19 protein-coding genes and 1 pseudogene are annotated in these 19,820 nt (G+C 51.3%); 9 read left to right on the plus strand and 11 right to left on the minus strand.

The genetic code is table 11. From position 1 onward, the window contains the following. Positions 1 to 24: 24 nt before the first annotated feature. Positions 25 to 507: a DUF4189 domain-containing protein gene (locus Q3O06_RS08675; protein WP_118997908.1), complete on the minus strand. Its 483-nt coding sequence runs from the start codon at positions 505 to 507 to the stop codon at positions 25 to 27. A 211-nt stretch (positions 508 to 718) separates the two neighbouring features. On the opposite strand from Q3O06_RS08675, the pseudogene Q3O06_RS08680 reads away from it, so the two are divergent. Continuing rightward, positions 719 to 1,315, plus strand: a pseudogene (locus Q3O06_RS08680) (pirin family protein); the annotation flags it as partial. 267 nt (positions 1,316 to 1,582) lie between these two features. On the opposite strand, the gene Q3O06_RS08685 reads toward Q3O06_RS08680, so the two are convergent. Beyond that, positions 1,583 to 1,900 (minus strand): hypothetical protein, encoded by a 318-nt coding sequence (locus tag Q3O06_RS08685; RefSeq protein ID WP_301818447.1) that lies wholly within the window; start codon positions 1,898 to 1,900, stop codon positions 1,583 to 1,585. A gap of 123 nt (positions 1,901 to 2,023) precedes the next feature. On the opposite strand from Q3O06_RS08685, the gene Q3O06_RS08690 reads away from it, so the two are divergent. From Q3O06_RS08690 to Q3O06_RS08700, 3 genes are all read left to right on the plus strand, one after another. Next, a complete protein-coding gene (locus Q3O06_RS08690; protein WP_159068542.1) occupies positions 2,024 to 2,362 on the plus strand; it encodes a hypothetical protein in 339 nt (112 codons plus the stop codon). A 295-nt stretch (positions 2,363 to 2,657) separates the two neighbouring features. Next, positions 2,658 to 3,404: a CDP-diacylglycerol--serine O-phosphatidyltransferase gene (gene pssA, locus Q3O06_RS08695; RefSeq protein WP_107818975.1), complete on the plus strand. Its 747-nt coding sequence runs from the start codon at positions 2,658 to 2,660 to the stop codon at positions 3,402 to 3,404. Then, positions 3,405 to 4,211, plus strand: a complete 807-nt coding sequence (locus Q3O06_RS08700) for a sulfite exporter TauE/SafE family protein (protein WP_301818448.1) — start codon at positions 3,405 to 3,407, stop codon at positions 4,209 to 4,211. Between the two features lie 38 nt (positions 4,212 to 4,249). Here the strand turns inward: Q3O06_RS08700 and Q3O06_RS08705 are convergent, their stop codons facing one another. The 6 genes from Q3O06_RS08705 to trxB form a co-directional block, all read right to left on the minus strand. Further along, entirely contained in the window at positions 4,250 to 4,450 is a 201-nt protein-coding gene (locus tag Q3O06_RS08705) for a hypothetical protein (RefSeq protein ID WP_301818449.1), read from the minus strand. A gap of 474 nt (positions 4,451 to 4,924) precedes the next feature. Beyond that, positions 4,925 to 5,377 carry a 50S ribosomal protein L9 gene (gene rplI / locus Q3O06_RS08710; protein ID WP_301673212.1) on the minus strand — a complete coding sequence of 151 codons (453 nt, stop codon included), beginning with the start codon at positions 5,375 to 5,377 and terminating at the stop codon, positions 4,925 to 4,927. A gap of 16 nt (positions 5,378 to 5,393) precedes the next feature. After that, positions 5,394 to 5,624 carry a 30S ribosomal protein S18 gene (rpsR, locus tag Q3O06_RS08715; RefSeq protein WP_002213306.1) on the minus strand — a complete coding sequence of 77 codons (231 nt, stop codon included), beginning with the start codon at positions 5,622 to 5,624 and terminating at the stop codon, positions 5,394 to 5,396. Positions 5,625 to 5,630: 6 nt separating this feature from the next. Further along, positions 5,631 to 5,933: a primosomal replication protein N gene (gene priB / locus Q3O06_RS08720; protein ID WP_301818450.1), complete on the minus strand. Its 303-nt coding sequence runs from the start codon at positions 5,931 to 5,933 to the stop codon at positions 5,631 to 5,633. Next, on the minus strand, positions 5,934 to 6,302 hold the full coding sequence (gene rpsF, locus Q3O06_RS08725; protein ID WP_002232587.1) for a 30S ribosomal protein S6: 369 nt from the start codon (positions 6,300 to 6,302) through the stop codon (positions 5,934 to 5,936). It lies immediately after the preceding gene. 155 nt (positions 6,303 to 6,457) lie between these two features. Then, complete coding sequence (trxB, locus tag Q3O06_RS08730) at positions 6,458 to 7,408, minus strand: thioredoxin-disulfide reductase (protein WP_301818451.1); 951 nt, start codon at positions 7,406 to 7,408, stop codon at positions 6,458 to 6,460. Positions 7,409 to 7,546: 138 nt separating this feature from the next. On the opposite strand from trxB, the gene Q3O06_RS08735 reads away from it, so the two are divergent. The 5 genes from Q3O06_RS08735 (at position 7,547) to Q3O06_RS08755 (ending at position 14,694) form a co-directional block, all read left to right on the plus strand. Beyond that, positions 7,547 to 9,709 carry a heavy metal translocating P-type ATPase gene (locus Q3O06_RS08735; RefSeq protein WP_301818452.1) on the plus strand — a complete coding sequence of 721 codons (2,163 nt, stop codon included), beginning with the start codon at positions 7,547 to 7,549 and terminating at the stop codon, positions 9,707 to 9,709. Between the two features lie 54 nt (positions 9,710 to 9,763). Beyond that, positions 9,764 to 11,650 (plus strand): excinuclease ABC subunit UvrC, encoded by a 1,887-nt coding sequence (uvrC, locus tag Q3O06_RS08740; RefSeq protein WP_301818453.1) that lies wholly within the window; start codon positions 9,764 to 9,766, stop codon positions 11,648 to 11,650. 116 nt (positions 11,651 to 11,766) lie between these two features. Further along, positions 11,767 to 13,170 carry a tetratricopeptide repeat protein gene (locus Q3O06_RS08745; RefSeq protein ID WP_301818454.1) on the plus strand — a complete coding sequence of 468 codons (1,404 nt, stop codon included), beginning with the start codon at positions 11,767 to 11,769 and terminating at the stop codon, positions 13,168 to 13,170. 121 nt (positions 13,171 to 13,291) lie between these two features. Then, positions 13,292 to 14,008, plus strand: coding sequence for a tRNA (guanosine(46)-N7)-methyltransferase TrmB (gene trmB / locus Q3O06_RS08750; RefSeq protein ID WP_301818455.1), 717 nt, complete (start codon positions 13,292 to 13,294; stop codon positions 14,006 to 14,008). A 338-nt stretch (positions 14,009 to 14,346) separates the two neighbouring features. Continuing rightward, positions 14,347 to 14,694 carry a hypothetical protein gene (locus Q3O06_RS08755; RefSeq protein WP_301818456.1) on the plus strand — a complete coding sequence of 116 codons (348 nt, stop codon included), beginning with the start codon at positions 14,347 to 14,349 and terminating at the stop codon, positions 14,692 to 14,694. 532 nt (positions 14,695 to 15,226) lie between these two features. On the opposite strand, the gene uvrB is transcribed toward Q3O06_RS08755, so the two are convergent. The 3 genes from uvrB to Q3O06_RS08770 form a co-directional block, all read right to left on the minus strand. After that, a complete protein-coding gene (gene uvrB / locus Q3O06_RS08760) occupies positions 15,227 to 17,293 on the minus strand; it encodes an excinuclease ABC subunit UvrB (RefSeq protein WP_373323517.1) in 2,067 nt (688 codons plus the stop codon). Positions 17,294 to 17,357: 64 nt separating this feature from the next. Then, positions 17,358 to 18,179: a YwqG family protein gene (locus tag Q3O06_RS08765; RefSeq protein WP_301818468.1), complete on the minus strand. Its 822-nt coding sequence runs from the start codon at positions 18,177 to 18,179 to the stop codon at positions 17,358 to 17,360. A 60-nt stretch (positions 18,180 to 18,239) separates the two neighbouring features. Further along, positions 18,240 to 19,715, minus strand: a complete 1,476-nt coding sequence (locus tag Q3O06_RS08770; protein WP_301818458.1) for a S41 family peptidase — start codon at positions 19,713 to 19,715, stop codon at positions 18,240 to 18,242. Positions 19,716 to 19,820 lie beyond the last annotated feature (105 nt).

Genomic DNA, 19,820 nt, shown 5'->3' on the forward strand with positions numbered 1-19,820 from the left:
ATCTTTCAGACGGCATTTTCCGTTTTATTTGAGATTTTGAATCAAAGAGCGCACAGTTCCGCCGTAATAAGAAGAAGATGTGCAATACACTGTTTCCAAACCGCATTGTCCCTGTGCGCCGTATTTTTTGATGCACTGGTTGAGTGCGACCTGATGAACGCTCGTAAAACGCGGAGAAGTAATCACGACGGCGTTTTCAACGCGCATTGCGCCCAAGGCTTTCGGGTATGCCAGCGCGACACAGGTATTGTTCAGCGACACGACCGACCGGCATCCGGTCGGCTCATCTTCGGCAATGCCCGCAAGCGTGTCCTGACCTTTGCAGAAGGCTTCCAACTCGGCAAACGCTTCGCCTTTCGTCGAATCTTCTTTTGTGGTTTTAACCTGCAAAACATCGTCCGCATTCTGCGGATTCTGCCAAACGGCGAGATAGCCGTAAGTATCGGCAGCCCGTGCCGCCGCAGTCATCAGGCATAGTGCCGATACTGCCAGTATCTTTTTCATCATGATAAATTCCCGACGGTTCGTCCAAATTCTGTTGCATTATAAACAAAAAGACAGAATACATCCCTGCTTTGCCGGTTTAGCCTTCCAAAACGGATTGCCGTTTCCGGCAGGCATCCGCATACTGCACGCCCCATGTATACCCCATAATAACACTTCAAATGCCGTCTGAAAAAGCGTTCAAGACGGCATAACACTAAAAAAGGAATACATCATGAGAAATGTCAGACAAATCTACCGTACCGACAGGCAACACCGGGTAGGCGACGGCTTCCCTGTCCGGTCTCTGTTTTCCCACATGGGCGACGACAGGGGAACGAATCCGTTTTTAATGCTCGACTATGCCGTACCTTATGAATTTGCACCCAATCCGAACCGCACCCCCGAGGTGTCTCCCCCCCCACACACAAAGATTTTGAAACCGTAACCATCGCCTATCGCGGCGAAGCCGCACACCGCGACTCAAGCAGAGGAGGCGGCGTGCAATGGATGACTGCCGGTTCAGGCGTCATCCATGAAGAATTCCATTCCGAACGCTTCAACAAAACAGGCGGGCTTTTTGAAATGGTACAGCTTGAGTCAATCTGCCCCCCGATACAAGAACACTCCGCCCCGCTACCTACACCTTGCCAAAGCCGCCATTCCCGTTGCGGCGCTTCCCGAAGGTGCAGGAAGTTTGCGGCTGATTGCCGGAAAATACGAGGAAGAAAAAGGAACAGCCAAAACCTTTACGGAAATGAACGTTTGGGACATCGCCATTCATGCAAATAAGGAAACCGCTTTGACCGTTCCCGAAACGCACAACCTGTCTCAAGATTGCCAAGTTTCGGATTCAGCGAAATTTCGATATGGTCTGCCTTCTCTTCGACACGGATGTTGCCTCTGCCGTCTGAAGCCACCTTAACCGATTTTCCGGGTGAACCGTCCTGACCGGATTCACCTTTATCGCCCTTATCACCTTTTTTCACCCTTCAATGCAGCAGCAAAATCGGCTTCGGTTTTGCCGGTATTGCCCTGCAGTTCTCTCCAAATTTCGAACGCCGACTTGCCGTCTGCACCCTCGTCGCATTTATCGCCCTTATCCCCCTTTAAAATCAGGATTATTTTTCAGGTCGTCTTTACCGAGGATAACGATGGTTTTGTCGGTATCCGTTGTATCGGATTCGGTTTTCAAGCCGTCTTTAAACTCATAAAACTTGTTGAAGACGGTTTTAAAGTTGTTTTCCGTTGCCACTTCGCTGCTGCCGGCTTTCAACGTTATCAATTCTTGAACGGCAGCATCATCAGCAGTAACGTTATTGCCGCCGATCAAATCATCTTGGGTTTGAGCCGCACTTTTCAGCAGATCGTACCCCCAAACATTACCGGCAACCGAGGTTTTGGAATGTGAACCCAACGCTGATCCGCCTTCTGCGGTAGCGGTGCTGCCTGTGCCGAAAGCACTTGCGTGTTCGCCGCCTGCACGTGATTTGTAACCGATTGCGTTAGCAAAATCGCCTTTGTACGGGCGGATAAACCGATGGCAATGCCACCGCTTTCTTTGGTTGCTCTTGAGCTTGCACCGACAGCAACGGTATTTTTGCCACCGGTATTGGCACCGTTACCACCGCTACGGCGTTTTCAGCCGAAACAGTGGCATCAGTACCCAATGCCATCACATTGTCAGCATCTTTTTACATTGGCACTTTTACCCAATACGACGGCACTTTCCGAGTTTTTTACTTCGGAGAACGCACCTGCTGCAACGCCGTTTTCAGATAAAACCGTCGACGTTGAACCGATTGCACCCCTCTATTGGCATTTGTTGCATTTGTGCTTCGACCAAACGCAACGGCATTTTGTGAATTTTCGATTTTAAAGAGCAGACCGAATGCAACCGAATTTGCACTTTTTGTAATGGTCGCACTATTACCCAACAAAAGGCTGCTGTCAGATTTATCGTCAATGGTTGAGTTTGGATCCAATACCGTACTTCTAATCGAGTTGGACTTGCTGACATTACCGATAGCAATGGCAAATCCGCCCGTGGCTTCTGTTTCCGCCTTTCATGCAAACATCTTATCAGAGGCTTAAACCGGCAGGGCGTATTGTTTGATAAGCGTTTGCGTTATAATCCGAACATCAATTCTCCACGTCCGTGAGACACTTCAACTATGGAAATCCCGCCAAACACCCCGCAACGCTCTCTGCGTCAAAACAGTATTTACCTGCTACCTAACTCCTTTACCATCGCCGCGCTGTTTTCCGCGTTTTACGCAATCACCCAATCCATGCACGGACGTTATGAAACCGCCGCCATCGCGGTATTCATCTCCATGCTGCTGGACGGCATGGACGGGCGCGTGGCGCGGCTGACCAACAGCCAAAGCGCGTTCGGGGAGCAGCTCGACAGCCTTGCCGACATGGTCAGCTTCGGCGTTGCCCCCGCGCTGATTGCCTATAAATGGCAGCTTTGGCAGTTCGGCAAAATCGGTTATTCCGTCGCCTTCATCTACTGCGCCTGCGCCGCCCTGCGCCTCGCGCTGTTCAACACGCTTATCGGCAAGGTGGATAAACGCTGGTTTATCGGCGTGCCCAGTCCGACTGCCGCCGCGCTGATTGTCGGGCTGATTTGGGTCAACCACAGCGTCGAAAAATTCCCCGCCGTCCACTGGTGGGCATTGGGCATCACACTGTTTGCCGGCCTGTCGATGATTGTCCAAATCCCTTTTTGGAGTTTTAAAGAAATCAACATCCGCAGACAAGTCCCCTTTGTCGGAATGCTGCTTGCCGTTTTGCTGCTGCTTCTGATTACTTGGGAGCCGTCTCTTGTCCTCTTCCTGTTCTTCTTCGGATACAGCCTCTCCGGCTACATTATGGCGGCACGCCGATTTTGGAAAAAATACAGAAAGGCAGATTAAATGTGGCATTGGGACATTATCTTAATCCTGCTTGCCGTAGGCAGTGCGGCAGGTTTTATCGCCGGCCTGTTCGGCGTAGGCGGCGGCACGCTGATTGTCCCTGTCGTTTTATGGGTGCTTGATTTGCAGGGTTTGGCACAACATCCTTACGCGCAACACCTCGCCGTTGGCACATCCTTCGCCGTCATGGTCTTCACCGCCTTTTCCAGTATGTTGGGGCAGCACAAAAAACGGGCGGTCGACTGGAAAACCGTATTTGCGATGATGCCGGGTATGATATTCGGCGTATTCGCGGGCGCACTCTCCGCAAAATATATCCCCGCGTTCGGGCTTCAAATTTTCTTCATCCTGTTTTTAACCGCCGTCGCATTCAAAACACTGCATACCGGCCCTCAGACGGCATCACGCCCGTTGCCCAAGCTGCCTGGGCTGACTGCGGTTTCCACACTGTTCGGCGCAATGTCGAGCTGGGTCGGTATAGGCGGCGGTTCACTTTCCGTCCCCTTCTTAATCCACTGCGGCTTCCCCGCCCATAAAGCCATCGGTACATCATCCGGCCTTGCCTGGCCGATTGCACTATCCGGCGCAATATCTTATCTGGTCAACGGCCTGAATATTGCAGGATTACCCGAAGGGTCACTGGGCTTCCTTTACCTGCCCGCCATTGCCGTCCTCAGCGCGGCAACCATTGCCTTTGCCCCGCTCGGTGTCAAAACCGCCCACAAACTTTCTTCTACCAAACTCAAAAAATCCTTCGGCATTATGTTGCTTTTGATTGCCGGAAAAATGCTGTACAACCTGCTTTAAAATACACGAAAAAACCTTTTTACCGTTTGCACAAGCAATTAATCAGAATAAAGCTGCCCTGCCTCCTGTTCCGACAAGAGAACAGACAACCTGACCGTGCGCCCGACTTTTGCCCTTAACTTCTTCTGCCCACAGATTCCATTGCCTTTTTCCAAACTGCCGATTTCCCTGCCTTCACGTCCGAAGGCATCGGCGCATCGCCTGCCGTGCCGATTCCACGCGATGCGGCTGCCTCCCAAACGGCATTTCCGCCATAATGACCGGCATACAAGCCGCAACCTTTGCAATCATATAAGTTATTAAATTTTTAGGATGTATTTTAACAATCCGTTGATTTCAACTGTTTGCAAGGGAAAATGCCATGATGGTTTTTCGGTCAGTCAGGAAGTTATCCTATTGAATATTCTAAAACGAAGTATGCTTACCAGCACAATATTGAAACACAGCCAAATTTTATGCCCTCTATCATTTTCAAAATAAATAAGCATATGATTTTCCTACTTTTCTCAAAATTAGAAAAGTTTTTGTCAATTGAATATTTTTTAGCGCATTTTATGCATCAAATTTCGTTAACAAACTATTTCTGCAAAGATTTCAGGCAAATAAAAACAACCGTCCCGATTTTTGCAGAACATACAGAAAACAAAAAAATGCCGTCTGAAACCACATTCCGATAATCGGCAGGGTTTCAGACGGCATTCTGATAATTTCAATTACTCGGCTGCGGCAACGACGGCAACGGTAATTTTAGCAACGGCATCAGTATGCAAAGCCACTTCCACTTCGTACTCGCCAACGGCTTTCAGAGGACCGTTTGGCAGGCGTACATTCGCTTTCACAGCTTCGATACCGGCAGCAACGATTGCGGCTGCAATATCAGCATTGGTAACCGAACCGAAGAGACGACCGTCCACACCGGCTTTTTGGGCAACGGTAATGGTTTGACCATCCAATTTTTCCTGACGGGCTTGGGCATCTGCCAAAATTTCAGCCTGTTTAGCTTCCAGTTCTGCGCGACGTGCTTCAAACTCTTTCATGTTTGCTTCAGTAGCACGTTTTGCCTTACCGGCAGGAATCAAGAAGTTGCGGGCATAACCGTTTTTTACGGTAACGATGTCGCCCAAGTTGCCCAGACCGCCGATTTTTTCTAACAGAATAATTTGCATGATTTAAACTCCAAAATTATTTGTGTTGGTCGGTATAAGGCAGGAGTGCCAAGAAGCGCGCGCGTTTTACGGCAACAGCCAATTGGCGTTGGTAGAATGCCTTCGTTCCTGTAATGCGGGCAGGAATGATTTTACCGTTTTCAGAGATAAAGTCTTTCAGCAAATCAACTTGTTTGTAATCGACTTCTTGGATTTTTTCAGCCGTGAAACGGCAGAATTTTCTACGTTTGAATGATTGACGAGCCATTGTCGTTTAACCTTTATATTCTTTAATATTTTGTATCCTGAGCATCGGCATCAGGGAACGTCTGCTTTTTTGAGCTAAAAAACCTTCGACGTGAACATATACACCTTGCCGATACTGCCACTCTTCCGCCTGCCTGCCTAAAATCCGTGCCGGAATTTCCAATCGGACAAGACATTGCTGTCCATTTTCTTTCTGCCATGATTCATGCTTTAAGATAATATCTAAGACAGAGATTCCGGCAGGCGTATATCGAATAGGGAAAACCTTTTCAATTAACGCGGCAAGCGAAACAAGATTATTGAATCCCAATTATTGGGCAGCCGCTTCTTCAGACGCACCGCTCAGCAGGTTCTTAGCCTTTTCACCACCCAACATAGGGGATGCTTCGGTAACGGCGTGTTTGGTTTTGATGGTCAGATGACGCAATACCGCATCATTGAAACGGAACGCGGTTTCCAACTCCTCAACAACTTCGGGAGTGGTTTCAATGTTCATCAAAACATAATGTGCTTTATGGATTTTGTTAATCGGGTAAGCCAGTTGGCGGCGACCCCAATCTTCCAGACGGTGAATCTTACCGTTTGCCTCGGTAATCATGGTTTTGTAACGTTCAACCATAGCGGGCACTTGCTCGCTTTGATCAGGATGAACGATAAACACGATCTCGTAATGACGCATGTTATCTCCTTATGGATGGTAAAAACAGCCTTCTGCCATGCGAAAGCAGAAGGCAAGGTTCAAAGAACGGGCATTATATTGGGGTTTGCCGACAGAATCAAGGATTTGGCACGAAAAACTTGCATTCCGCCGAAAATTTCGGTTTCAGACGGCATTCAAATGTTTTGGCTGCCCAGCCAGCGTTCCGCGTCCAAAGCCGCCTGACAGCCGGAGGCCGCGCTGGTAATTGCCTGACGGTAGGTATGGTCTTTTACGTCGCCCGCCGCCCATACGCCTTCGATATTGGTTGCACCGACATTGTCCGCCGTACCGCCTTTGGTTTTCAGGTAGCCGGCTTCGTCCATTTCCAACTGCCCTTTGAAAATATCGGTATTCGGCTTGTGCCCGATGGCGATAAAGATGCCGCTGACGGTAATTTGTTGCTCAGAACCGTCGTTGTTTTTTAATAATGCGCCGTTTACGCCCCGATCGTCGCCCAGTACTTCTTGCAGATTGCTCTCCAGCTTGAGGATGATTTTGCCCTCTTCCACGCGTTTCATCAGTTTGTCGATCATGATTTTTTCGGCGCGGAACTCGCTGCGGCGGTGAATCAGCGTAACGGTTTTAGCGATATTGGCAAGGTAGAGTGCCTCCTCAACTGCCGTATTGCCGCCGCCGACTACGGCAACATCTTGGTTTTTGTAGAAGAAACCGTCGCAGGTGGCGCAGGCGGAAACGCCTTTCCCTGCAAACGCTTCCTCACTCGGCAAACCGAGGTATTTGGCGGACGCGCCTGTTGCGACAATCAGTGCGTCGCAAGTATATTCGCCCATATCGCCTTTGAGTGCGAACGGGCGTTTTTGCAGATCGACGGCGTTGATTTGGTCAAAAATGATTTCCGTTCCGAAACGTTCGGCGTGGGCGAGAAACCGCGCCATCAATTCCGGCCCTTGCACGCCGTCGGCATCGGCAGGCCAGTTGTCCACTTCGGTAGTGGTCATCAGTTGCCCTCCCTGTGCGATACCTGTAATAATGACGGGGTTTAAATTGGCGCGCGCGGCATAGACGGCGGCGGTGTATCCGGCGGGGCCGGAACCCAAAATAATCAGTTTGCGGTGTTGGGACATCGTTTTTCCTTTGCTGTGTCAAGTTTTCGGATTCTACTCGAATTATCGGCGCGTTTGAGAAATTTTGACCATACCGGCGTTCAGACGGCATCCCGCAACCTTGACCGCCGTCTGAACATCAAAGAAGGAATCAAACTTATGCAACAAAAAATCCGTTTCCAAATCGAAGGCATGACCTGTCAGGCATGTGCTTCGCGCATTGAAAAAGTGTTGAACAAAAAAGATTTTGTCGAATCGGCGGGGGTGAACTTCGCCAGCGAGGAGGCGCAGGTTACGTTTGACGACAGCAAAACCTCCGCAGCCGATATTGCCAAAATCATTGAGAAAACCGGTTACGGCGCGAAGGAAAAAACGGAAGATACATTGCCGCAACCCGAAGCAGAACACCATATCGGCTGGCGGTTGTGGCTGCTGTTCGCCATAAACATCCCGTTCCTTATCGGCATGGCTGGGATGATAATCGGCAAACACGATTGGATGATTCCGTCTGTATGGCAGTTTGTACTGGCAAGCATAGTGCAGCTTTGGCTGGCCATCCCATTTTACAAAAGCGCGTGGGCGAGCATCAGGGGCGGGCTGGCGAATATGGATGTGCTCGTTACCATTGGCACGGTATCGATTTACCTGTATTCCGTCTATATGCTGTTTTTCAGCCCGCACGCGGCGCACGGCATGGCACACGTGTATTTTGAAGTAGGCGTGATGGTGATTGGTTTTGTGTCGCTGGGCAAATTTTTGGAGCACCGCACCAAGAAATCCAGCCTCAACAGCTTGGGCTTGCTGCTGAAACTTACGCCGACCCAAGTCAACGTGCAACGCAATGGCGAATGGAAACAACTTCCCATCGACCAAGTGCAAATCGGCGACCTAATCCGCGCCAATCACGGCGAACGCATTGCCGCAGACGGCATCATTGAAAGCGGCAGCGGCTGGGCGGACGAGAGCCACCTCACCGGCGAATCCAATCCCGAAGAGAAAAAGGCGGGCGGCAAAGTGTTGGCGGGCGCGCTGATGACCGAAGGCAGCGTGGTTTACCGCGCCACGCAGCTCGGCAACCAAACCCTGCTCGGCGACATGATGAACGCGCTCTCTGAAGCGCAAGGCAGTAAAGCACCGATTGCGCGCGTGGCGGATAAAGCGGCGGCGGTGTTTGTGCCGACTGTCGTGGGCATCGCGCTTTTGACCTTTATTGCCACTTGGCTGGTTAAGGGCGATTGGACGGTCGCGCTGATGCACGCCGTTGCCGTTTTGGTAATTGCTTGTCCGTGCGCGCTCGGTTTGGCAACCCCTGCTGCGATTATGGTCGGCATGGGCAAGGCGGTGAAACACGGCATTTGGTTTAAAGACGCGGCGGCGATGGAAGAAACCGCCCATGTCGATGCCGTCGTGTTGGACAAAACCGGCACGCTGACCGAAGGCAGGCCGCAGGTTACCGCCGTTTATTGCGTTCCCGACAGCGGCTTTGACGAAGACGCTTTGTACCGCATCGCCGCTGCTGTCGAACAAAACGCCGCCCATCCGCTTGCCCGTGCCATCGTCTCCGCCGCCCAAGCGCGCGGTTTGGACATTCCCGCCGCACAAAACGCGCAAACCGTTGTCGGCGCAGGCATTACCGCCGAAGTCGAAGGCGTGGGATTGGTAAAAGCGGGTAAAGCCGAATTTGCCGAACTGACCTTGCCGAAGTTTTCAGACGGCGTTTGGGAAATAGCCAGTGTGGTTGCCATATCTGTAAACGGCAAACCCATCGGCGCATTCGCACTTGCCGACGCGTTGAAAGCCGATACCGCCGAAGCCATAGGCCGTCTGAAAAAACACGGCATCGACGTTTACATCATGAGCGGCGACAACCAAGGCACGGTCGAATACGTCGCCAAACAACTGAGCATCGCACACGCCTTCGGCAATATGAGTCCGCGCGACAAGGCCGCCGAAGTGCAGAAACTCAAAGCCGCCGGCAAAACCGTAGCGATGGTCGGCGACGGCATCAACGACACGCCTGCGCTCGCCACCGCCAACGTCAGCTTCGCCATGAAAGGCGGCGCGGACGTTGCCGAACACACCGCGTCCGCCACGCTGATGCAACATTCGGTCAACCAGCTCGCCGATGCCCTGCTGGTGTCGCAGGCGACTTTGAAAAACATCAAGCAAAACCTGTTTTTCGCCTTCTTCTACAATATTTTGGGCATTCCGCTCGCCGCACTCGGCTTTTTAAACCCCGTCATCGCAGGTGCAGCAATGGCGGCAAGCTCAATTTCCGTGTTGAGCAATGCCTTGCGCCTGAAACGGGTAAAAATCGATTGACCGCATATAACTACCCGACAGCTTTTCCGAACGGATAAGGCTGCCGCTGCCGATATGCCGTCTGAAGCCGTTTTTCAAATGATTGATATGAATACAGAAAACTGTCCTCCGGAACAATTCGACATCCCGCTCTTCCTCAAAAACCTGCCCAAGCTGCCTGGCGTATACCGTTTTTTCGACGAAAGCGGCAAGGTCTTATACGTCGGCAAAGCCGTCAACCTCAAGCGGCGCGTGTCCGGTTATTTCCAAAAAAACGACCATTCGCCGCGCATCGCATTGATGGTGAAACAGGTTCGCCACATCGAAACCACCATCACGCGTTCCGAAGCCGAAGCCCTGATTCTCGAAAACAACTTCATCAAAGCCTTGTCGCCGAAATACAATATCCTTTTCCGCGACGACAAAAGCTATCCTTATCTGATGCTCAGCGGCCATCAATATCCGCAGATGGCGTATTACCGTGGCACACTGAAAAAGCCGAACCAATACTTCGGCCCCTATCCCAATAGCAACGCCGTGCGCGACAGCATTCAGGTGTTGCAAAAAGTCTTTATGTTGCGTACCTGCGAAGACAGCGTATTCGAGCATCGCGACCGTCCTTGTCTGCTTTACCAAATCAAACGCTGCACCGCGCCCTGCGTCGGACACATCAGCGAAGAAGACTACCGCGACAGCGTGCGCCAAGCCGCCACTTTCCTCAACGGCAAAACCGACGAACTGACGCGTACCCTGCAATACAAAATGCAGGCCGCCGCCGCGAATCTGCAATTTGAAGAAGCCGCCCGCTACCGCGACCAAATCCAAGCACTCGGCATTATGCAGAGCAACCAGTTCATCGACAGCAAAAACCCCAACAATCCCAACGACATCGACCTGCTCGCGCTGGCGGTTTCAGACGGCATCGTCTGCGTACACTGGGTCAGCATACGCGGCGGGCGGCACGTCGGCGACAAAAGCTTTTTCCCCGACACCCAAAACGATCCCGAGCCAAACGGGCAAGACTATGCCGAAGCCTTCGTTGCCCAACACTATCTGGGCAAAAACAAACCCGACATCATCATCAGCAACTTCCCCGTCCCCGACGCATTGAAAGAAGCCTTGGAGGGCGAACACGGCAAACAAATGCAGTTCGTGACCAAAACCATAGGCGAACGCAAAGTCTGGCTGAAAATGGCGGAACAAAACGCACAAATGGCGATTGCACAACGCCGCCTGCAACAAAGCAGCCAGCAACACCGTATTGATGAGCTGGCAAAAATCCTCGGCATGGATTCAGACGGCCTCAACCGCCTCGAATGCTTCGACATCAGCCACACCCAAGGCGAAGCCACGATTGCATCCTGCGTCGTGTACGATGAGCAAAACATCCAGCCTTCGCAATACCGCCGCTACAACATCACCACCGCCAAGCCTGGCGACGACTACGCCGCCATGCGCGAAGTGTTGACGCGCCGTTACGGCAAAATGCAGGAGGCCGAAGCCAACGGCGAGACCGTCAAATGGCCGGATGTCGTATTGATTGACGGCGGCAAAGGACAAATCGGCATCGCCGTGTCCGTATGGGAAGAACTCGGGCTGCACATTCCTTTGGTCGGTATCGCCAAAGGCCCGGAGCGCAAAGCCGGTATGGAAGAACTTATCCTTCCGTTTACCGGCGAAACCTTCCGCCTGCCGCCGCACAGCCCCGCCCTGCACCTTCTGCAAACCGTGCGCGACGAATCACACCGCTTCGCCATCACAGGTCACCGCAAAAAACGCGACAAAGCCCGCGTTACCTCGTCCCTCGGCGACATTCCCGGCGTAGGCAGCAAACGCCGCCAAGCCCTGCTCACCCGATTCGGCGGCCTGCGCGGCGTGATTGCCGCCAGCCGCGAGGACTTGGAAAAAGTGGAAGGCATCAGCAAGGCATTGGCGGAAACCATTTATAATCATCTGCATTAGTATGCCGCCAAAGCAAAAACCGTCTGTAAAAATATGATACAGCAGGCCTGCGTGCCGATATAAACCTAACTTCATAACAAATAACGATGATTCGACAAAACGGAAAACGATCTGATATGAACAATCCCGACTTACCCTATCGGCAGGCCTTGGAACGCCTGTCTCAAAAACAATATAACTTTGCCGAAGTCCGCCGACTGCTGACAGAAGCGGCCTCGGCAGGCCATACGGCCGCCGCATTCGAGTTGGCAAAACACCTGCTTGATACAAACAGCCCGTACCAAGACTACAAACAGGGTATGGAAATGCTCCGCATCGCCGCCGAACAGGGGCATCCCTACGCGCGTTACAATTTGGCATATACCCAAGAATTGGAAGGCGCGCCCCCGGAAACCCTGAAACCGCTTTACAGACCGTTGGCAGAGGAAGGGCTGCCTGAAGCACAAGTCCGCCTGATGTACCTTCTGTATGCGTCCCGACATTTTGAAGAAGCCTTGGAATGGGCAAAAACAAGCGCAAAAAACAACAATCCCCACGGGCAATACCTGCTTGCCCAATACTGCCGGTACGGTACGCCGCCGGATTTTGAAACGGCGCACCTGCTCTACCGAAAAGCGGCGGCACAAGGCTTGCCGGAAGCACATTGGCAGCTCGGCCTTCAATACCGTTTCGGACAAGGTACACCAACCGACACGACCCAAGCCATCAATCATTTGCGCGCCGCCGCACAACAAGGATACATTCCCGCCTACACCCCTCTTGCCGAGCTCATCCTACCTACGACTCCCGATGAAGCCGTTCACTGGTTTCAACAGGCCGCACAGGAAAATGACCATAAAGCGCATGCCGCACTTGCCGACATCTACCTACAAGGCAAACATCTGGAAAGAAACCACAAACTTGCCCTACGTCATGCCGAAGCAGCCGCAGCCGAACGCCATCCCGAAGGTTTGCGGATACTGGGCGACATCTACCGCTACGGGCTGGGCATGGCTTCCGATAAAGAAAAAGCCCTACATTATTATCGGCAGGCAGCCGAAGCCGGCAGCCTTTCCGCCTATCAGAAACTCATATCCGACAGCGCGTTAAACCATCCCGACCAATACGGCGGCATCAAAGATTCCGCCATCAGGCGGCAACAGGCAGAGCAGCTTTATCAAAAAGCCCAAGCCCTTCATTACGGATTACAATGCGCGCCCGAATATGCAGCCGCGCTCAAACTCTACACAGAAGCAGCAGAACTCGGCCACAGCAAAGCCCAAACCAATCTGGGCAGTATGTATTACTTCGGACAGGGTATGGCCGCCGACTACAATGAAGCACGCAAATGGTTTGAAAAAGCCGCCGCACAAAAAGACAGCATGGCACTTTATAACCTCGCCTGCATCCATTACAGCGGACACGGCGTCGAGCCGGACAACGAAAAAGCCTGCCGCTACCTGCAAGAAGCCATAAACAGCGGACACGAACAAAAAAGCTTTCTGCAAGAACTGTTGCAACAGTGGCAAAATGCCGTCTGAACACCGGTACATTTACCCCGCAAAAACGAAACAGGTATAATGGCCCCTTTCCCTTCCCGCCGTCCGAACAGACATTTCACATTCAGACGGCATCCTGATTGCACAACCGCATGAAAGCATTATGACAGACACCGCCGAAAACCAAACACAAAACAACTGGCAAGCCGAACATCCCCGCAGCATCCGCAGTTTCGTCCTCCGCCAAAGCCATATGACCGCCGCGCAGCAACGCGCCATCGATACCTTATGGGGCAGCTTCGGCATCGACTACCAAGCAACACCGGCCGATCTTGATGCCCATTTCGGAAGCAGCCGACCTAAAATCCTCGAAATAGGCTTCGGTATGGGGACGGCAACCGCAGAAATTGCCCGCAGGCTGCCCGAAACCGACTTCCTCGCCATCGACGTACACGGTCCCGGCGTGGGTAATCTGCTCAAACTTATAGACGAAAACCATTTGGAAAATATCCGCGTGATGCGGCACGACGCCGTAGAAGTTGTCGAAAATATGCTGCAAGACGGCTCGCTCGACGGCATCCACATATTCTTCCCCGACCCGTGGCACAAAAAACGCCACCACAAACGCCGTCTGATACAAGCCCCCTTCATCGCCAAACTGCTGCCCAAACTCAAAACCGGCGGCTATATCCACCTGGCGACAGACTGGGAAGAATATGCACAGCAGATGCTTGAAGTCCTCAGCAGCTTCGACAGCCTGCAAAATACGGCGGCAGACTACGCCCCAACCCCGGACTACCGCCCAGAAACCAAATTCGAAGCGCGCGGCAAACGCCTTGGACACGGCGTTTGGGACTTGGTATTCAAACGAATCGGATAACAGACCTCCGAATAAAAAATGCCGTCTGAAGCATGTTTGCTTACAGAGGGCATTTTTTCAAGATAAAGCAGCGAACGATGTTTCGATACAAGTTTTAAAACAATGGTTTGAACGGCAAAAACGCCTGCGTACCGCACGCATCCTTGTAGGTTTTAACCTGCACATCGGTTTTAAAGTTTGTCCCATCCGCAGGTAGTGTGTATGGCGCAGCCACGCACGCATTTGGCGGAGATGCAGGCTACCGCTTGCTAATTATTCATCTTTACCAAAAAAAGACTTAGGTGTACATTCAGGCATGGTTAACAAAACAACTAAACCTCTATTTACTGGAAAATAAAATGGCTTATTTAAAAATAATAATAACCAGTATAGTTTTATACATTTTATTATTACAAATTAATCTTAAAATGTTAGAAAAAAGGATTGATTTCTTAGTAGAAAATATAGATAAATATTACCGGCAATATGGATCTTACCCAAATAATTTTGATTTTATATCAACTAAAACTGATTTTACCACTGAATCATATTGTGATTTTTGGGATAAAAATATTGCAGGATATGGTAATTGTTACTTTGTAAAGAATGATAAAGACTATACTATTTTAGTCATGGGTTTCTCATCGAAAATACTATTTTCATCTCACAATAAAATAAAAGAATTCAATTCAAATAAATATGATTAAATACAACAAGCAAGCCGTAGCCCGCATAAAATCTTTAGTTTTCCGTAGGTCGGATTCTTGAATCCGACATTTTAGGCATTGCTGAATGAATTGCAACGACGGGAATGTTAAAGGTTTTGTCGGATACAAGTATCCGACCTACGCTTGCTTTTAAAAATGGATTTTGTTGGGTATTGAACCAACTGGAAGAAATAAGTTTTCGAGCCATTATATTCGTTGCCTGAAATGAAACAAAGGTCGTCTGAAAACAGAATTACGGTTTTCAGACGACTTTTTTATTATGTGTCACTTGAGCAAAATGTAGATTGAGTTGCAAACCCAACATTTTGTGAAATTTAACAGTTTTGTTGGGTCTTGACCCAACCTACGCTTGCTACGCTTGCCATCTACACAGGCTACGTATTCAAGGTTTATTTTGGGATTTTCAAGCAAAAAGTAATTCAAAAACCATAAGATTGCAGAAACAGTTGCTCCTATAAATGCTCCGTACAATCCATCTTTAACGTTCATATCTCTACTCCAAGTAGTTAATTTATAATAAAAGCAGATTCTCTTTAATCCCCCGTATCCTATCCCTCAACACAGCCGCCTCTTCAAACTGCAAATCCCTAGCCGCCTGTTGCATGGCTTTTTCCAGTTTGGCGATTTCTTTAATCGCGTCTTCTTCGTTGTGGATTTCGCCGACTTTAACCTTGTTTTTGCCTTTCAGACGGCCTTTGCCGCCGTCTTCTTCGTAATACACGCCGTCGATGATGTCTTTGATCTGTTTTTTAATCTGCTGCGGCACGATGCCGTGTTCTTCGTTGAATTTGATTTGTTTCTCGCGGCGGCGTTCGGTTTCGTCGATGGCGGCTTTCATGGAGTCGGTGATTTTGTCGGCGTACAGGATGGCGACGCCGTTCACGTTGCGCGCGGCGCGGCCTATGGTTTGAATCAGGCTGCGGTGGGAGCGCAGGAAACCTTCTTTATCGGCATCGAGGATGGCGACGAGGGAGACTTCGGGGATGTCGAGGCCTTCGCGCAAGAGGTTGATGCCGACGAGTACGTCAAACAGTCCGAGCCGTAAATCTCTAATGATTTCAACGCGCTCAACGGTATCAATGTCGCTGTGCAGGTAGCGCACTTTGATGCCGAGTTCGCTGTAATAGTCGGTGAGTTGCTCCGCCATGCGTTTGGTGAGGGTGGTGACGAGTACGCGTTCGCCTTTTTGGATGCGGTCGTTGATTTCGCTCATTAAATCATCGACTTGGGTGGCGACGGGGCGGATGATGATTTGGGGGTCGACCAGCCCGGTGGGGCGGACGACTTGTTCGACCACTTGTCCGGCGTGTTCTTCTTCGTATTTGGCGGGGGTGGCGGAAACGAAGACGGCTTGCGGCATGACTTTTTCAAATTCGTGGAATTTGAGCGGGCGGTTGTCGCGGGCGGAAGGCAGGCGGAAGCCGTAGTCCACGAGGTTTTGCTTGCGCGATGCGTCGCCTTTGTACATGCCGCCGATTTGGGTAACGGTAACGTGGCTTTCGTCGATGAACATGATGGCGTTGTCGGGCAGGTAGTCCATCAGCGTGGGCGGCGGTTCGCCTTCTTTTTTGCCGGAGAAGTGGCGGGAGTAGTTTTCGATGCCTTTGCAGAAGCCCATTTCGTAGAGCATTTCGAGGTCGAAGCGGGTGCGCTGTTCGATGCGCTGTTGTTCGACGGGGCGTTGTTCGCGGGCGAAAAATTCGATGCGTTCGCGCAGTTCTTCTTTGATGGACTCGCAGGCGCGCAAGACGGTATCGCGCGGGGTAACGTAGTGGCTGGATGGGAAGACGGTGTAGCGGCCGACGCGTTGAATAAGGCTGCCTGAAAGCGGGTCGAACATATCGAGGCGGTCGATTTCGTCGTCGAACAAGCTGATGCGCAGGGCGTTTTCGGAGCTTTCGGCGGGGTACACGTCAATTACGTCGCCGCGCACGCGGAAGCTGCCACGTTTGAAGTCCAAATCGCCGCGTTCGTACTGCATGGAAACGAGCGTGGCGATGATGTCGCGCTGGGCTATGGTGTCGCCTTCTTTGACGCACAACACCATTTGTTGATACTCGGTCGGGTCGCCGATACCGTAAATGGCGGACACGGTAGCGACGATAATCACGTCGTTGCGCGTCATCAGGTTTTTGGTGGCGGAAAGGCGCATCTGCTCGATGTGTTCGTTGATCGCGCTGTCTTTTTCGATGAACAAGTCGCGGCTGGGCACATAGGCTTCGGGCTGGTAATAGTCGTAGTAGGAGACGAAATATTCCACCGCGTTTTCGGGGAAAAACTCGCGCATTTCGGCGTAGAGCTGGGCGGCAAGGGTTTTGTTGTGCGCCATGATGATGGCGGGTCGGCCGCTTTGGGCGATGACGTTCGCCATGGTGTAGGTTTTGCCCGAACCGGTTACGCCGAGCAGGGTTTGGTAGGCAAGGCCGTCTGAAAGCCCTTCGAGCAGGCCGGCAATGGCGGTGGGCTGGTCGCCGGCGGGCGGGAAGGGTTGGTGGAGCTTGAAGGGGGAATCGGGGTATTGGATGACTTCCATAATCTTGCCTGTGATGCGTTTGCGGACAAAGCGTGTAGTAGGGATGGGTCAGAAACGTCTTTCAGACGGCATGGAATAAAAGACATTCCCGACCGTATACCGTCCGAACTCAACCGCAATCCCAAGTGAATGCCGTTTTGGAGAAATCGCATTTTTCCAAATCTTCGGGCGCGATAAAGAAATTGCCGATGCCCATATCGCCCCACATGATGTCTATTCCTTCGTTCTCATCATATTGGCTTTCCAATTGGAACAGCAGTTCATAGCCTTCCAAACTGCCGTCGCGCGGATCGTATTGGGCAAAGCAGGGATAACCGCCAATACAGTGTCCCGCCTGATTAGAGGCTTCCCGATAGTTCTCGTAAAGCCGCCAATCGTTGTTACCCGTATCCGTAACCCTTTCAAGAATCAGCTTGCGCATTTCCGGAAAAGTCCGATCGAAACGGTAATCGTCGAAAGACAGATATTGCGTCTCCGGTTCGGAAAAAACCATGCGGAATTCTTCCTCTGCACCAAACGGCAGACCGATTCCGAAATCCCCGAAATCGGAATATGCCGGAACATCCGAACGCAAACCTTCCTGCCGCACTTCGCGATGGTACAAAACACGGAATCCCTTTTGGGCACGCAAGTCGTCGAAATCCATGCCCGACAAATCGTCGTAACCGTCGACAAAGAACTGGACGATGCCTTCGGTCGGATAGTCCGGCAAATGCGGCATTTGGGCAAAGTTGATTTGCGCCAACAGGGAAAGCGGTTGTCCTTGGGCATTTTGGGGATATTCCATACCCTCCGGCAGATAAGGTCTGCCACCAACCTTGCTGTCCCACAGTTCTACTGTCTCTTTCTTCAAAGAAAAACGCACGACGGGTTTTGCCGTGGCTGCAATTTTCTCTGCAAACGGTTCAAATTCCGGTAAAAAATCGCTCATAACCTGTCCTTTCAAACATAATATGCCGTCTGAAACCCTTTCAGACGGCATCGTCAAAACCTACTTCTTATCTTTCTTATCTTTATTTGAAACCGGCTTTTTCGCCGCCAGCCCCAAAGACTTCTGCCATTGTTCGGGCGACTTGACCAAATCCAAAGCTTTCCGCAACTGCTCGTCTTTCGCAGGGTTCGGAATCCGCCTTGAAGACAAATCCTCATCCTTTTTCTTTTTGCCTTTTTCTTTTGCAGTGGGTTTATCCGCATTTTCTTCAACCGGCACGGCAAGGGTTTCGCTGTTCACATCTTCGCCGCCCAAAGGATTCCCGATGTGTCCGACCAAATCCGCCTCGCGGCTTTCAAAAGTACGTTCCTTATCTTTTACCTCGACATCCGGAACAATCCCCTGCGCCTGAATAGAACGGTCGTTCGGCGTGTAATACAGGGCGGTCGTCAACTTGACCGCGCTGCCGTTGGACAAGGGAATCAAAGTCTGAACCGAACCTTTGCCGAAGCTCTGCGTACCGACAATCACCGCGCGTTTGTGGTCCTGCAATGCACCTGCGACAATCTCCGACGCGGAAGCCGAACCCGAATTGACCAATACCGTCATCGGAATCGTTTTCAACTCGGCAGGAATACCCGCCAAAGGATCGCCGCCCATACCGTACACATAATCTTCAGGAACGGCTTTCAGTACCATGCCGTCTTTGCCGTCGCGCCCCTTGGTGCTGACGACGACCGCTTCAGACGGCAGAAACGCCGCCGACACGCCGACCGCGCCGGTCAAAAGCCCGCCGGGGTCGTCGCGCAAATCCAACACCAGCCCCTTGAGCGGTCTGCCTTTGTTTTCCTTTACCAGCTCTTTTGCGGCGGTATTGACGCTTTCGACCGTCTTCTCTTGGAACTGCGACACGCGGATATAGCCGTAATCCGGCTCGAGCAAATAATGGCGGACGCTTTTCACTTTAATGATGGCGCGCGTCAGGTTGACGACTATCGGCTTGTCGGCATTTTTACGCGACAGCGTCAAAGTAATCTTCGTACCCGGCTTACCCCTCATTTTTTTAACCGCTTCGCTGACCGTCATCCCGCGCGTCGAAACATTATCAATTTTCACAATGAAATCGCCACTTTTCACCCCCGCCCGTTCCGCAGGCGTATCCTCAATCGGTGCGATAACTTTGACAAATCCGTCTTCTTGACCGATTTCCATGCCTAGGCCGCCAAACTCCCCGCTGGTAGACTCCTTCATTTCCGCATAACCTTTTTTATCCATATATTCGGAATGCGGATCCAAATCGGCAACCATACCCTTCATCGCACCTTCGAAAAGATCGGCATCGGGTTTATCCTGATAGTAGTTTGCCTTAATCTGACCGTAAACCTCCGCCATTGTGCGGATGGATTGTACCGGCAAGACTTCGTTATCCCGCTTGTCCTTCTCGGCGGCAAAACCCTGCACGGCCAAACTGGCGGCTACGCCGCTGATTGCGCCCAGGGTATAAAGTGCGATTTTCTTAAAAACAGGTTTCGACATTCTTCTTTAACTTTCTCTCTTGATTTCCCAAAAACGGAAACGCAACTATTAAAAACGGCAGGATTTGCGGAACGTAATGCGTTGCACCAGACAGTTCGCACAAAA

Origin of the sequence: Neisseria maigaei (assembly GCF_958267405.1) — a bacterium.
Taxonomy (GTDB): Bacteria; Pseudomonadota; Gammaproteobacteria; order Burkholderiales; family Neisseriaceae; genus Neisseria; species Neisseria bergeri.

What these genes read in the sequence shown, in the direction of transcription:
- Q3O06_RS08675 (WP_118997908.1), bottom strand. Translation starts at nt 507, where the DNA reads ATGATGAAAAAGATACTGGCAGTATCGGCACTATGCCTGATGACTGCG.
- Q3O06_RS08690 (WP_159068542.1), top strand. Translation starts at nt 2,024, where the DNA reads ATGGCAATGCCACCGCTTTCTTTGGTTGCTCTTGAGCTTGCACCGACA.
- pssA (WP_107818975.1), top strand. Translation starts at nt 2,658, where the DNA reads ATGGAAATCCCGCCAAACACCCCGCAACGCTCTCTGCGTCAAAACAGT.
- Q3O06_RS08700 (WP_301818448.1), top strand. Translation starts at nt 3,405, where the DNA reads ATGTGGCATTGGGACATTATCTTAATCCTGCTTGCCGTAGGCAGTGCG.
- rplI (WP_301673212.1), bottom strand. Translation starts at nt 5,377, where the DNA reads ATGCAAATTATTCTGTTAGAAAAAATCGGCGGTCTGGGCAACTTGGGC.
- rpsR (WP_002213306.1), bottom strand. Translation starts at nt 5,624, where the DNA reads ATGGCTCGTCAATCATTCAAACGTAGAAAATTCTGCCGTTTCACGGCT.
- rpsF (WP_002232587.1), bottom strand. Translation starts at nt 6,302, where the DNA reads ATGCGTCATTACGAGATCGTGTTTATCGTTCATCCTGATCAAAGCGAG.
- trxB (WP_301818451.1), bottom strand. Translation starts at nt 7,408, where the DNA reads ATGTCCCAACACCGCAAACTGATTATTTTGGGTTCCGGCCCCGCCGGA.
- Q3O06_RS08735 (WP_301818452.1), top strand. Translation starts at nt 7,547, where the DNA reads ATGCAACAAAAAATCCGTTTCCAAATCGAAGGCATGACCTGTCAGGCA.
- uvrC (WP_301818453.1), top strand. Translation starts at nt 9,764, where the DNA reads ATGCCGTCTGAAGCCGTTTTTCAAATGATTGATATGAATACAGAAAAC.
- Q3O06_RS08745 (WP_301818454.1), top strand. Translation starts at nt 11,767, where the DNA reads ATGAACAATCCCGACTTACCCTATCGGCAGGCCTTGGAACGCCTGTCT.
- trmB (WP_301818455.1), top strand. Translation starts at nt 13,292, where the DNA reads ATGACAGACACCGCCGAAAACCAAACACAAAACAACTGGCAAGCCGAA.
- Q3O06_RS08755 (WP_301818456.1), top strand. Translation starts at nt 14,347, where the DNA reads ATGGCTTATTTAAAAATAATAATAACCAGTATAGTTTTATACATTTTA.
- Q3O06_RS08765 (WP_301818468.1), bottom strand. Translation starts at nt 18,179, where the DNA reads ATGAGCGATTTTTTACCGGAATTTGAACCGTTTGCAGAGAAAATTGCA.
- Q3O06_RS08770 (WP_301818458.1), bottom strand. Translation starts at nt 19,715, where the DNA reads ATGTCGAAACCTGTTTTTAAGAAAATCGCACTTTATACCCTGGGCGCA.